Below are 12,861 nucleotides of genomic sequence, written 5' to 3' on the forward strand. Positions count from 1 at the left end.
AGAGCTCAGGCGCTCGTCGACCCATCTTGCGGCTCGAGCACGGCGATGCACTCGACGTGGTGGGTCATCGGGAAGGCGTCCCAGGCCTCGAGCGAGACGAGGCCGTAGCCGTGGGTCACAGCCGCCTTGACGTCGCGGGCCAGGGCTGCGGGGTCGCACGCGACGTAGACGACGCGTCGGGGCCCCATCCCGGCCACCAGGGCCATGACGTCCTTGCCGGCACCCGTCCGGGGCGGGTCGAGCACCACGAGGTCTGCCGTGACGCCCTGTCCGACGAGCGACCGCAGCTCACGGTCGACACGGTTGGCGCGCCACTCGACGTTCTCGAGGTGCTCGGTGTTGGACTCGCCGTTCTCGACCGCTCGGCGATCACCCTCGACGCCGAGGACGAATCCGTCCGGCGCGACGAGCTCACCGAGCCGCATCGTGAAGAGACCCGAGCCCGCGAAGAGGTCGAGGACGCGGTCCCCCGGCTCCGCCCCGAGCAGCGTCGACACGCGTGACAGGAACGTCGTGGCCGCGCCCGGGTGCACCTGCCAGAAGCCCCGGGCCGAGACGACGTACTCGCCCTCCCAGTCCCCGTCGCGGGCCAGCTCGCCGACGAGGCCTCCGCCGCCACCACTCCCACCCTCGGGCGCAGGCAGCGGCACGAGCACCGGCTCGTCGGGGTGCACGGCATCGATGACGTCGACCGACTCGACGTCCGGCCACTCGGTGTCGAGCACGCCGGAGTCGATGACCGCCCGCGTGGCGATGAGGCAGTCCTCGACGGGAACGATGTCGCTCGACCGGTGTCCGCGCAGACCCGCTCGGCCGGCACCGTCGACGGCGAACTCGACCCGGGTGCGCCAGCGCAGCCCTTCCTCGTCGCCCGGCACCGGCTGGACGACGACATCGACGTCGAGGCCGGCAACGCGCGCGAACTGTTCCCGCACGACGGCACCCTTGAGCGCCCGCTGGGTGTCGAGGGACGCGTGCTGGAAGTCGCAGCCACCACAGAGGCCCGGGGCGGCATACGGGCACGGTGCGGTCACACGACCAGGCGCGGCCTCGAGCACCTCGACGGCGTCGGCGCGCACGAAGCTGTCACCGACGCGGCCCTCGGTGACGCGTGCGACGACGCGCTCACCGGGCAGCGTGTGGCGCACGAAGACGACCTGACCCTCGTGACGGGCCACGCAGTGGCCGCCGTGGGCGACGGGTCCGACCTCGACGGTCCACTCCCTCCCGACGAGAGACTCGCCACCGGCGGCCCGCTCGCGGTTCTGGCGACCGCTCACAGCGCTCCACCGCGCACCGAGCCGCTGATCGGGGGCTCGTCGATCCAGTCGCGCTCGGCGCCCTCGGAGGACTGCAGCTGCCACGGGACGCTGACGACCATGACACCTGGTGTGAAGAGCAGCCGGGCCTTGAGGCGCAACGCGCTCTGGTTGTGCAGCACCTGCTCCCACCACTTCCCGAGGACGTACTCCGGCAGGTAGACCGTGACGATGTCGCGCGGGTTGCCGCTGCGGATCGACCGGACGTAGTCGAGGATCGGCTTGGTGATCTGGCGGTACGGCGAGGACAGCACCTTGAGCGGCACCGGGATCTCGCGCTTGTCCCACTCGTCGAGCAGCGCCTGCGTCTCGTCGGGGTCGACGTCGACCGTCACGGCCTCGAGGTAGGACGGCCGGCTCGCCCGGGCGTAGGCCAGCGCGCGCATCGTCGGCTTGTGCACCTTGGAGATGCAGACGATCGCGTGCACGTGGCTCGGTAGCATCGGCCGCTCGACGTCCCAGTCGATGGCCAGCTCGTCGCGCACCCGGTTGTAGTGCTTCTTGATCCCGAGCATGAGGACGAAGAGGACGACCATCGCGAGGATGGCGTACTTCGCCCCGGCCTGGAACTTCGTCAGGAGCACGACGATGAGCACCGTCGCCGACATCGCCGCGCCGACGGCGTTGATGACGCGCGAGCGCTGCATCCGGGCCCGCTCCTTGGGGTTGCGCTCGAGCCTGAGGTGGCGCGTCCAGTGCCGGACCATGCCCACCTGCGAGGTGGTGAACGAGACGAACACCCCGACGATGTAGAGCTGGATGAGAGCCGTGACCTCGGCCTTGAAGACGATGACGAGGACGATGGCCGCACCGGCGAGGATGAGGATGCCGTTGCTGAAGGCCAGCCGGTCGCCGCGGGTGTGCATCTGCCGGGGCAGGTAGCCGTCGCGGGCGAGGATCGAGCCGAGCACCGGGAAGCCGTTGAACGCCGTGTTCGCCGCGAGGACGAGGATCAGGCCGGTGACGATCGAGACGAAGACGACACCGATCGGGAAGTTCGCGAACACCGACTCGGCGAGCTGGCCGATCGCGGTGTGCTGGATGTACGAGTCGCCGACAGGCTGCCCGTCGCGCAGCAGCTGGGCGCCCGGGTTGTCGGCGATCTTGACGCCGGTCCACTGGCTCAGCGCGATGATCGAGCCGAGCATGACGACCGACAGCGTGCCCATGAGCAGCAGGGTCGTCGCGGCGTTGGCGCTCTTGGGCTTCTTGAAGGCGGGCACACCGTTGCTGATCGCCTCGACGCCGGTCAGGGCCGCACACCCGGACGAGAAGGCGCGGAGCAGGAGGAACGCCGCGGCCAGACCGGTGAGACCCTGCCCCTCCTCGGGCTTCAGGGTCAGGCCGGCGCTCTCCGCCGGGGTCAGGGAGCCCGTGAAGTGCTGGATGAAGCCGTAGATGCCCATGCCGATGATGGCGAGCATGAAGGCGTAGACCGGCACGGCGAAGGCCTTGCCCGACTCGCGCACCCCGCGCAGGTTCATCGCCGTGAGGAAGGCGATGAGAGCCACCGCGACGATGACCTCGTGCCCGCGCACGAACCCGAGCACCGTGGCGGCGTTCTGCACACCCGACGAGATCGACACGGCGACGGTGAGGACGTAGTCGACGAGAAGGGCGCTGGCGACGGTGAGGCCGGCCCGTGGGCCGAGGTTGACGGTCGCGACCTCGTAGTCGCCGCCACCCGAGGGGTAGGCGTGCACGTTCTGGCGGTACGACGCCACCACGACGACCATGACGAGGACGACCGCGACGGTGACCTGCCAGCTGTGCGTTGCGACGAAGGCGCCGCCCGCCAGACCGAGCATGAGCAGGATCTCGTCGGGCGCGTAGGCCACGGACGAGAGGGCGTCGCTCGCGAAGATGGGCAGCGCGAGGCGCTTGGGCAGCAAGGTCTCCCCGAGCTTGTCGCTGCGCATCGCGCGACCGAGGAGGAGGCGCTTGAACAGCGAACCGGTACCGGGCACGACGCAACTGTATGACGGATCAGCTCCCCGCACTGACCCACTCGGGACGTCGTGGACACGACCCCGAGAACGTATGCCGTCCCGACCGTTTCGCTCCCCGGTCCAGCCCGCGCGGCCTGCAGACTGGGCGACGGCGTCACGGTGTAGCGTCGCGTCCGTGCACTTCGTCATCATGGGATGCGGCCGCGTCGGGTCGACCCTCGCCCGCACCCTGGGCCGCAACGGCCACGACGTCGCCATCATCGACGCGGACGCCTCCGCGTTCCGCCGGCTGGGCACCTCCTTCGAGGGCCAGACGGTCACGGGCATCGGTTTCGACCGCGACACCCTCATCGCCGCCGGCATCCGCGAGGCCTACGCGTTCGCGGCCGTCAGCAGCGGTGACAACTCCAACATCCTCGCCGCCCGCGTGGCGCGCGAGACGTTCGGCGTCGAGCACGTCGCCGCCCGCATCTACGACCCGCAGCGCGCCATGGTCTACCAGCGCCTCGGCATCCCGACCGTCGCGACGGTGCGCTGGACCGCCGACCAGATGATCCAGCGGCTGCTGCCGCAGGGCGCCGTGCCCGAGCTGACCGACCCGAGCGGCAAGATCGTCATCGCCGAGGTCCCCCTCGCCGAGGGTTGGGTCGGCCGGCACCTCACCGACCTCGAGGAGCAGACCGGCGCCCGCGTCGCCTACGTCACCCGGCTCGGCGAGGGCACGCTCCCCCGGCCCGACATGGTCGTCCAGCAGGGCGACCTCGTGCACCTCACCGTCCCGCGCGACGACCTCGCTCGCGTCGAGCGGCTCTGCGACCAGGCCCCGGCCGCCCACTGACCGGCACAGGAGAAAACAACCCCATGCGCGTCGTCATCGCCGGAGCCGGAAGCGTCGGCCGCTCCATCGCCCGTGAGCTGCTCGGCAACGGGCACCAGGTGCTGCTCATCGACAAGGACGCCGACGACGTCCAGGCCTCGCGCGTGCCCGAGGCGTCGTGGCTGCTGGCCGACGCCTGCGAGCTCGCCGCCCTCGAGGAGGCCCGGCTCGAGGAGTCCGACGTCTGCGTCGCCGCCACCGGTGACGACAAGGCCAACCTCGTGCTCTCGCTGCTCGCCAAGACCGAGTTCGGCGTCCCGCGCACCGTCGCGCGCGTCAACAACCCCAAGAACGAGTGGATGTTCGACGAGTCGTGGGGCGTCGACGTCGCGGTGTCGACCCCACGCCTGATGACGGCGCTCATCGAGGAGGCCGTGAGCATCGGCGACCTCGTGCGCATCTTCGAGTTCCAGCAGGGCCGGGCCTCGATGGTCGAGATCACCCTGCCCGAGGGCAGCCCCTTCGCTGGGCGCCGCGTCGGTGACGTCGACTGGCCCACCGACACCGTGCTCGTCGCGATCATCCGCGAGGAGCGCCCGCTCGCTCCCACGCCCGACGACGCGATCGAGGCCGGCGACGAGCTGCTCTTCATCACGACGACGGAGCAGGAGGACCGCCTCCAGGACCTCGTCGCCCCGGGCGAGCGGCACCACACGAGCCTCGAGGACTGATCCCGAGGTCGCCGGCGTCGAGCGTCAGGCGAGCCGCGAGGGGTCGATCGGGGTGCGCCCGCGGAGCAGGATGGCACCCATCGCCGTGATGGCGAGCAGGTAGGCCGGCCAGCCGAGGACCACCTTGGCCACCCCGAGCGCGGCCACCTGCTCGGCGAGGTAGAGCGGCACCATGATCGAGAGCCGCACGACGTTGAGGGCGATGAGCACCCAGGCGAGTCGTGCCGCGACCGTGACGATGCCGGAGTGGCGACGCCACCACGTCGGGTTCTCGGCGAACGCCTCGGGCTCGGCGACGCCGACGACGAAGCCGAAGAGCGGCCACCGCGTCAGGTTCGTCACGAGCAGCAGGACGAGCAGCGCGGCGTTCTGGAGCATGCCCGGCAGGAAGGCGTCCTCCGCCCGACCCGACCGCAGCGCGAAGAAGGCCGAGATCCCCACGCCCGCGGCGGCATACGCGATGAAGCGGGGGTCCTGTCGCTGCACGAGACGCACGAGCAGGAGGACGGCCACGAGGACACCGGCGACCACGAGGGAGGTGCGGAGGTTCTCGGTGCGTGCCCACACGAGGGCGAACGCCAGGGTCGGGACGGCCGACTCGACGGCGCCGCGCCACCCGCCGATGGCGTCGGACAGCTTGTCGCGGAGCAGCTCCTCGACCGTGTCGTAGCGGCGCAGGTCGGCCTCGGAGCGGACGACCGCGTCGCCCTCCCCGGCGCGTTCTCCGCCCGGGCCGACGGCCCGGCCGTCGGCGTCAGCCATGCGCCTGCCCCGCCCGGCCGATGAGCTCGTACGCCGGGTTGAACATCGTCTTGACCTTCCGGCGGGTGGTGATGCGGCCCGTGGCCTGGATCTTGACACCGGGGATGATGCCGGCGATGCGCCGACGGCCGAGCCACACGAGGTGCAGCGACTCGGTGCCGTCCCAGACCTCGACGTCGAGCGCGGGCGTCTCCTCGCGCGGGCGCAGCGTCACGGAACGCACCTCGCCGCACACGGTGACCGTGATCCGCTGGGGTGCGTCGCCGATGTGCACGACGCCGTCGAGGTCCGAGGACTCACGGCGCAGCTCGGCCGCCTCGATCTCGTGCGACGAGCGCGTGAGGCGGTCGGTGAGCCGACGCAGGGCGCCGGGCTGGCCCGTGGTCACGGGTGCGTCCGGCTGGGACGCGGTGCGGGACACGGGCCGGCCATCAACGGACCTCGGTGATCTCGGGTCCGCGCTCGAACGGGTTGAGGTCGGGGCCGCCCTCGACAGCGCCCTCCTCGGCCTGGACGGCGCCGTCGGCGTCGGGCAGGCGCAGGGGCAGCAGCTCGCGGGGAGGCATCGCCTCCTCGCCGCGGTCGATGACCGTCGTCCGGATCACGTCGTGCACGGCCTCGGCGGCGGCCGGCTCGATCGCGGCGCGGCCGGAGACCACGGCTCGGAGGAACCAGCGGGGGCCGTCGACGCCGACGAAACGGGCCGGCATGAAGACGGTGCGGCCGTCGGGTCCGGCTTGCGGCATCCGGGTCAGGAGCTCCTCGCCGAACTCGCCGGTGAGCACCTCGGCGGTGCCGCCGGCATCGACGATGCTCGCGGCGATCTCGTTGCGGATGTCGATCCAGACACCCTCGGTGCGCGGGGCCGCGAAGGCCTGCAGCTGCACCGCCGACTCGCCGATGACGGCCGTCACGCCCGTGATCTGCTGCTCCTGCTCGTTGACCTCGAGGCGCAGCTCCATGCCCTGCTGTCCACGCAGCCAGATGGCGCCGAGGTTGAGGTAGTCGGAGTCGTCCTCGACCTCGCTGCGGTCGAGCGGTCGGGACGTGGCCGAGGCGGCGGTGTCACCGTCCGCGTCGCCGTCGAGCGCGCCGTCCTCGGCGAGCTCGTCCTGCTCGAGGTCGTCGGCACGGTCCACGGCATCGGTGTCCGGGCGGTCCTTCGACTTGCCCCGGCTGAAGAGTCCCACGTCATTCCGTCCTTTGAGTCCTGCTGCACGGTGGGCACGATGCCCGCCCGCGGTCGTCGGCGCTGACGCAGCGCCCGGCGAACCGTATCCGATGATCACGCCCGGGTGGGCGTCTCCCCCGGTGTCGGCGAGGCGGCGCCGCCGGTGGCGAACCCACCGGTGGATCCGTGTCCAGTGTCCCCCCGACTGGTCTCGTCGAGCGAATCCACCTCGACGAACTGCACGCGCTCGACCCGCTGGACGACCAGCTGGGCGATGCGGTCACCGCGCCGCACCGTGAACGTCTCGCGCGGGTCGAGGTTGACGAGGTTGACGAGGATCTCGCCCCGGTACCCCTCGTCGACCGTTCCGGGGGCGTTGACGATGGAGATGCCGTGGCGCGCGGCGAGGCCGGAGCGCGGGTGCACGAAGCCCGCGTGGCCGGCCGGCAGGGCGAGGGCCACGCCGGTCGGGACGAGGACGCGTTCCCCCGGCTCGATGGTCACGTCGACGCGCGAGCAGAGGTCGGCACCGGCGTCACCGGGGTGCGCATAGCGGGGCAGCGCCAGGTCGGGGTCGAGCCTCCGGACCGGGACAGCACAAGGGTCGGTCACGAGGACCGACCCTACTTGCTCCTGGCCGTGCTGCTGCCCGGTGTGGAATGCGCTCAGGCGGCGCACTCCGTGCAGATCATCATGCCGTTGCTCTCCTTGGCGAGCTGGCTGCGGTGGTGGACGAGGAAACAACGCCCACAGGTGAACTCGTCGGCCTGCTTGGGCAGGACGCGCACCGACAGCTCCTCACCGGAGAGGTCGGCGCCCGGGAGCTCGAAGCCCTCGGCCTGCTCGGTCTCGTCGACGTCCACGCTGGACGACGTCTTGTCGACCCGACGGGACTTCAGCTCCTCGATGGAGTCTTCGCTCAGATCGTCGTCAGTCTTGCGTGGCGCGTCGTAATCGGTTGCCATCTCGTTGTCTCACTTCTACTCGTCTGCGCCTTGCGGTCTGTGACGCGGAGAACGCTCGTGGGCCCGTGCTTGTTCCCGGAGAACCCGTGCGATCAACGACGTTGTTAACAGCGACGAAACATGTCCGCGTGCGCGTATGGTGCCCGATCCCCACCGCGTTGTCACGTTGTCCGAGCCAAGGCCTGAGACGCGGGCCCTCCCGCACCACTCACGCCTACCCTTTTCGGACGAACAGTTCACCTGGGCTTTGCCATTCGCCGACCATCGCGGGTGCACATTGGTGGTCCTACGGCGCGGTAGGGTCTCCGGACTCGACCGATCGACAACCCAGGCCCGGAGGTGGCACCCATGACCGAGTTCGTCGACCAGATCAGGCAACGTGTCAACGACGCGCTGGGCGACCTCGCCGAGGCGCGACAGGCGGGTGACGACTACCGCGTGCAGGTGCACACCGGCGAGCTGGAGTCGTTCGCCCGTCTCGCCACGGAGAACGGCATCCGCGTCCCCGAGCTCGAGCCGTTCCAGGCGGCCTGAGCGGCGTCCCAGCGACACACCACGACACCAGCGGGCGTATGCCGTCCGCTCCTCCAGGACGACAGACGCCCCACCCGGCACGGCCGGGTGGGGCGTCGTCGTGTGTCCTGGGCGCACGCGCGTGACGGTCAGCCTGCTGCGTCCACCGGCGCGACGAAGAGGGCGCGGACCTGGTCGACGAGGGCGGGCCCCGCGGCGACGGTGAGGGCGGTGCCGGGCGCCGACCCGGGTTCCTCTCCCGCGCCGACGACGACGCCCCCGGCCTCCTCGACGACGAGCCAGCCCGCCGCGAGGTCCCAGGCGTTGAGCCCGGTCTCGGCGTAGGCGTCCACTGACCCCTCGGCCACCCGCACGAGGTCGAGAGCAGCGCTGCCGATGCGTCGGATGTCGCGGACGAGGGGCAGGACCCGCCGGAGCACCTCGGCCTGCCGGGCGCGCACCTCGGGGGCGTAGCCGAAGCCGGTCGCGAGCAGGGTGCGGGCGAGGCGGTCCTCGGCCGAGACGGACAGACGCTCCGGAGCCACGGACTCGGTCGGGTCCTCGGGGCTCGTCCAGGCGCCGGTGCCCCGGCCGGCGTGGTGCACGAGGCGGCGGCAGGGGTCGGCGACGGCGCCCGCGACAGGGGTCCACCCACCCTGGGAGTGGGCGTCCCCGACGACGACGGCCACGGACACGGCATACGCAGGGATCTCGTAGAGGTAGTTGACGGTGCCGTCGATGGGATCGAGGACCCACGTCAGACCGGACGTCCCGGTGACGTCGGCACCCTCCTCGCCGAGGATGCCGTCGTCGGGGCGGGCGGCCTGGATGAGCCGGTGGAGCAGCTCCTCGGAGCGTCGGTCCATGACGGTCACGACGTCGGTCTCGGTCGACTTCGTCGCGGCGACACCCATCCGGGGCGGGCGCTCGTCTCGGATGAAGCGCGAGGCCTCGACGGCGACCTCGACGCAGAGCCGCTCGAGCTCCTCGACCGTGACTCCGTCGGGCAGCGCGGGAACGGGGCGTGCGGTGGTCATCGCGGCGCCCTCAGTCGCTGCCGCACAGGGCCGGACGGGCCTGGCGCAGGTTGGGGCAGCACCCGGGCGCGCACACCGACGGCATCCGACCCTCGAACTGCGGGACGTCCTCGCCGCGGGCCTCCGCCGCGCGTTCGAGCAGGGCGTCGACGAGATCGCGCACGAAGACGGAGTCGGTGCCGACCGTCGGGACGCGCACGTGGGTGAGGCCGAGCTCGTCCGCCGTCTCCTGCGCCTCGGTGTCGAGGTCGTAGACGACCTCCATGTGGTCGCTGACGAAGCCGATCGGGGCCGTGACGACCGTGCGGACGCCGGCGGCCGCGAGCTCGCGCATCCGGTCGTTGACGTCGGGCTCGAGCCACGGCTGGGTCGGCGGACCCGAGCGCGAGCAGAAGACGAGCTCGCCCGTCAGGTCGCGGCCGAGGACGCGGTTGACCTCCTCGGTCAGCTGCCACGCGAGCGCCAGGTGCTGGCGCTGGTAGAGGTTGCCCTCGCCGTCGCCCGGTCCGGACGTGTCGTCCATGGCATCGGGGATCGAGTGCGTGACGAAGAGCAGCGCGATCTCCGCGTCCGGCGCGCCGTCGAGCGTCCGCAGCGACCGGACGAGCTCGCCTGCGTTGGCGGCCGCGAACCCGGGACGCCGGGCGTACTGCGACACCTTGTCGATCTGCAGCTCGACACCGTCCTCGGCCACCGTGGCCGCGGCGTCCGCGAGGTTCTCGCGGTACTGGCGACAGGAGGAGTAGCACGAGTAGGCACTCGTCGTCAGGGCGACGACACGGCGGTGGCCGGCCGCGTGGCTCTCGCGCAGGGCGTCGTCGATGAAGGGCTCGCTGTTGCGGTTGCCCCAGACGATCGGCGTGCTGATGTCGCGCGCGTCGAGCTCGGCGCGCAGGGCCGCGATGAGCGCCCGGTTCTGGTCGTTGATGGGGCTGCGGCCCCCGAAGTGATGGTAGTGCTCACCGACGGCCTCGAGACGCTCGTCGGGGATGCCCCGTCCGGCCGTGACCCGCCGCAGGAAGGGCATGACCTCGTCGGGCGCCTCGGGACCACCGAAGCCGAGGAGGATCACGGCGTCGTACGGTTCGAGCGGCGAGGGCTGGGGCTCGTCGGGCGTCGGTGCTGCGTCAGGTGTCATGTCTCCGCCATCGGTGGGTGAAAGGGTGCGTGGGACGGGTCGGCTGTGGTGCGCCGTCGTCAGGTCGGGTTGGAGCGCAACGGGGTCGGGGCGTTGAGGTCGAGGCGGACGGCGAGGATCCGGAGGGCGAAGACCAGACCCGCGGCGGTCCAGAGCACCCAGTCCTGGAGCGAGCCGAGCTGGGCGGCGACAACGACGAGGATGGACCCGAGCATGGCCGGGACGGCATACAGCTCGCGGCGCAGGACCTCGGGCACCTGGCCCGCCAGCAGGTCGCGCACGACCCCGCCCCCGACCGCCGTGATGACGCCGACGAGGACGGCCGCGATCGGCGACACCCCGAGCGTCGTCACGGCCTTGAGACTGCCCGCGACCGCGAAGGCCCCGAGGCCGGCGGCGTCGAGGACCCGGACGAACCGGGTGATGCGCTCGACGCCCGGGTGGAAGAGGAACGTGACGAGACCGCCGAGCGCCGCGGCGGTCAGCAGCCGCCAGTCGCTGATGCCGACCGGCGGGATGTCGCCGATGAGCAGGTCGCGCAGGATGCCGCCGCCGAGGGCCGCGGCACAGGCCAGCACGAGCACCCCGAAGAGGTCGAAACGCTTCTTGACGGCCACGAGGCCGCCGGAGAGCGCGAAGACGAACACGCCGACGAGGTCGAGGGCGAGCTGCGCGGACGCGAAAGAGGTAGGCATGCCAGAGCAAACGGTACCCGTGCGGCGTGGTCGCTTTGGTGGGCACCCGGCCCGGTGGCATGCTCGACAGCACGGCGCACGGCCGGCCCCTCGGGACGCGACATCACGTCGCGCGACGCGAGCCACCGGGCACCTTCACGGCAGGACCACGCAGACTCGGTACCGGGAGACCCACCCATGCAGCACCTCAGGCTCGTCGGCGTCCACGAGGACGGATTGCACCTGCTGCTGGCCGACGACGAGGGCCACCGCTTCTCCGTCCCCCTCGACGACTCGCTCCGTGCCGCGGTGCGGCGCGACCGACCGCGGCTCGGCCAGCTCCAGATCGAGATCTCGGGAGGCCTGCGGCCCAAGGACGTCCAGGCGATGATCCGGGCCGGCCTGACCGCCGAGGAGGTCGCCGAGCGCGCCGGCTGGCCCGTCGAGAAGGTGCACCGCTACGAGGGGCCGATCCTCGCCGAGCGCGAGCACGTGGCCGGCCTCGCCCGCCAGGTCCGGCTGCGCCCGCGCGGCGGCTCCCACGGTGCAGCACCCACCCTCGACGCGCGCGTCACCGAGCGTCTGCGCACCCGCGAGATCGACTCCGTCACGGCACGCTGGGACTCCCGTCGCACCGACAAGGGCGCCTGGACCGTCCTGCTGCTCTTCACCGCCGGTGGTCGCGAGCGCGAGGCCGCCTGGCAGTACGACCCACTCGCCCGCACCGTCTCGGCCGTCGACGACGAGGCCCGCTGGCTGAGCGAGGACGAGGACCAGCAGGTTCCCGGCCCGATCCCGGCCCCGCACCTCAGCGCCTCGAACCGTCCGAGCCGCGTCTACGACGTCGAGGCCGAGGGTGGGGTCGGCGCCTCCACGATGCGCCGCCGCGAGGGCGAGACCGTCGACCTCATGGCGGCCATGCGCGAGCGCAGCGCCCAGCGCGGCCGTCGTCGCCGTCCCAAGTCCACCGAGGTCCCCGGTCTCGACGAGGCGCCCGAGGAGGCCCTGCCGCTGGAAGAGCTCGCCGGCGACCCCCGCGACGAGCTGCCTCCCCCGGCGCACACGCACCCGGAGGACGACCCCGAGGTCGTCAAGACCGGATCCGTCGAGCAGCGCGTCGGGGTCGACGCCGCCCGCCGCAAGGCACGCCGTACCGAGCCGACCCAGCCGGTGCGGCAGGCGCCCGAGCCGACGACCGACCAGGACGCGGACCCGGCGCCGGGCGAGCCCGGGCCCGTCGGCGCCCACGAGCCCGAGCGCCCGCCCGCCTCCGAGCCCGAGTCGGATGCCGAGCAGCACGGCACCCACGAGATAGGCCTCGCCGACGTCGAGGCGGACGCCGCGGATGCCGTCGTGGACGAGACGCCGTCCGAGCCCGTCCCCGTCGAGCAGCCGCTGCGTCCGGCCATGCGCCGCCGCGAGGACGCCCGACGGCTGTCACGTGTCCCCACCGCGCAGTCCGAGCCGTCCCTTGACGCCGACGACGGCGACGAGTCCGCCGAGCCCGACGAGCCCGACGAGCCCGAGGACGACGGCTACGACGTCGTCGAGCAGAGGGCCGCGGCCCCGGCGGCCAAGCCCGTCCCCCGACCCGCTCCTCCGGCGCGCAAGTCGGGACGGCCCAGCGTGCCGAGCTGGGACGACATCATGTTCGGCCGCAAGAACGACTGACGGCGCCGCGCCTCACACGCCAGTCGCGCCCGATGAGCTCGGGGCCGCTGCACCCGGGTGAGCGGCCCTCGGGAGCCCGCAGGACGGCATACGCCATCGGTGGGCGAGGGACTC

Annotated in this window: 14 protein-coding genes; 4 read left to right on the forward strand and 10 right to left on the reverse strand. The window is 72.0% G+C overall.

What is annotated here, in order from left to right; translation table 11 throughout:
• Window positions 1-5: 5 nt before the first annotated feature.
• Complete coding sequence (locus ASH01_RS21235) at window positions 6-1,280, reverse strand: class I SAM-dependent RNA methyltransferase (protein WP_056781002.1); 1,275 nt, start codon at window positions 1,278-1,280, stop codon at window positions 6-8.
• Window positions 1,277-3,238 carry an APC family permease gene (locus tag ASH01_RS21240; protein WP_056781248.1) on the reverse strand — a complete coding sequence of 654 codons (1,962 nt, stop codon included), beginning with the start codon at window positions 3,236-3,238 and terminating at the stop codon, window positions 1,277-1,279. Before ASH01_RS21240 ends, ASH01_RS21235 begins: the two co-directional genes overlap by 4 nt.
• A gap of 205 nt (window positions 3,239-3,443) precedes the next feature.
• On the opposite strand from ASH01_RS21240, the gene ASH01_RS21245 reads away from it, so the two are divergent.
• Window positions 3,444-4,106: a potassium channel family protein gene (locus ASH01_RS21245; RefSeq protein WP_056781006.1), complete on the forward strand. Its 663-nt coding sequence runs from the start codon at window positions 3,444-3,446 to the stop codon at window positions 4,104-4,106.
• Between the two features lie 23 nt (window positions 4,107-4,129).
• On the forward strand, window positions 4,130-4,816 hold the full coding sequence (locus ASH01_RS21250) for a potassium channel family protein (RefSeq protein ID WP_056781009.1): 687 nt from the start codon (window positions 4,130-4,132) through the stop codon (window positions 4,814-4,816).
• A 24-nt stretch (window positions 4,817-4,840) separates the two neighbouring features.
• Here the strand turns inward: ASH01_RS21250 and ASH01_RS21255 are convergent, their stop codons facing one another.
• From ASH01_RS21255 to ASH01_RS21275, 5 genes are all read right to left on the reverse strand, one after another.
• On the reverse strand, window positions 4,841-5,578 hold the full coding sequence (locus ASH01_RS21255; protein ID WP_082620075.1) for a DUF3159 domain-containing protein: 738 nt from the start codon (window positions 5,576-5,578) through the stop codon (window positions 4,841-4,843).
• Complete coding sequence (locus tag ASH01_RS21260; protein ID WP_200959055.1) at window positions 5,571-5,999, reverse strand: OB-fold nucleic acid binding domain-containing protein; 429 nt, start codon at window positions 5,997-5,999, stop codon at window positions 5,571-5,573. Before ASH01_RS21260 ends, ASH01_RS21255 begins: the two co-directional genes overlap by 8 nt.
• 10 nt (window positions 6,000-6,009) lie before the next feature.
• The gene (locus ASH01_RS21265; RefSeq protein WP_056781011.1) at window positions 6,010-6,768 is read right to left on the reverse strand and encodes a DUF3710 domain-containing protein; all 759 of its coding nucleotides are present in this window, start codon (window positions 6,766-6,768) and stop codon (window positions 6,010-6,012) included.
• Between the two features lie 95 nt (window positions 6,769-6,863).
• Window positions 6,864-7,361, reverse strand: a complete 498-nt coding sequence (gene dut / locus ASH01_RS21270) for a dUTP diphosphatase (RefSeq protein ID WP_056781014.1) — start codon at window positions 7,359-7,361, stop codon at window positions 6,864-6,866.
• 53 nt (window positions 7,362-7,414) lie between these two features.
• Complete coding sequence (locus ASH01_RS21275; protein WP_020145516.1) at window positions 7,415-7,714, reverse strand: DUF4193 domain-containing protein; 300 nt, start codon at window positions 7,712-7,714, stop codon at window positions 7,415-7,417.
• Between the two features lie 348 nt (window positions 7,715-8,062).
• Here ASH01_RS21275 and ASH01_RS21280 point away from each other — a divergent pair, with 348 nt between their 5' ends.
• Window positions 8,063-8,248, forward strand: a complete 186-nt coding sequence (locus ASH01_RS21280) for a hypothetical protein (RefSeq protein WP_020145515.1) — start codon at window positions 8,063-8,065, stop codon at window positions 8,246-8,248.
• A gap of 128 nt (window positions 8,249-8,376) precedes the next feature.
• Here ASH01_RS21280 and ASH01_RS21285 read toward each other — a convergent pair whose 3' ends face one another.
• The 3 genes from ASH01_RS21285 to ASH01_RS21295 are packed head-to-tail and all read right to left on the reverse strand — an operon-like array spanning window position 8,377 to window position 11,097.
• Window positions 8,377-9,264 (reverse strand): inositol monophosphatase family protein, encoded by an 888-nt coding sequence (locus ASH01_RS21285; protein ID WP_056781016.1) that lies wholly within the window; start codon window positions 9,262-9,264, stop codon window positions 8,377-8,379.
• A gap of 10 nt (window positions 9,265-9,274) precedes the next feature.
• Complete coding sequence (locus ASH01_RS21290) at window positions 9,275-10,402, reverse strand: ferrochelatase (RefSeq protein ID WP_056781020.1); 1,128 nt, start codon at window positions 10,400-10,402, stop codon at window positions 9,275-9,277.
• 59 nt (window positions 10,403-10,461) lie between these two features.
• Window positions 10,462-11,097, reverse strand: coding sequence for a trimeric intracellular cation channel family protein (locus ASH01_RS21295; protein ID WP_056781024.1), 636 nt, complete (start codon window positions 11,095-11,097; stop codon window positions 10,462-10,464).
• Between the two features lie 177 nt (window positions 11,098-11,274).
• Between ASH01_RS21295 and sepH the strand changes: the two genes are divergently transcribed.
• On the forward strand, window positions 11,275-12,747 hold the full coding sequence (gene sepH, locus ASH01_RS21300) for a septation protein SepH (protein ID WP_056781026.1): 1,473 nt from the start codon (window positions 11,275-11,277) through the stop codon (window positions 12,745-12,747).
• Window positions 12,748-12,861: the final 114 nt, after the last annotated feature.

Source organism: Terrabacter sp. Soil811, from assembly GCF_001429655.1.
Lineage (GTDB): Bacteria > Actinomycetota > Actinomycetes > Actinomycetales > Dermatophilaceae > Terrabacter.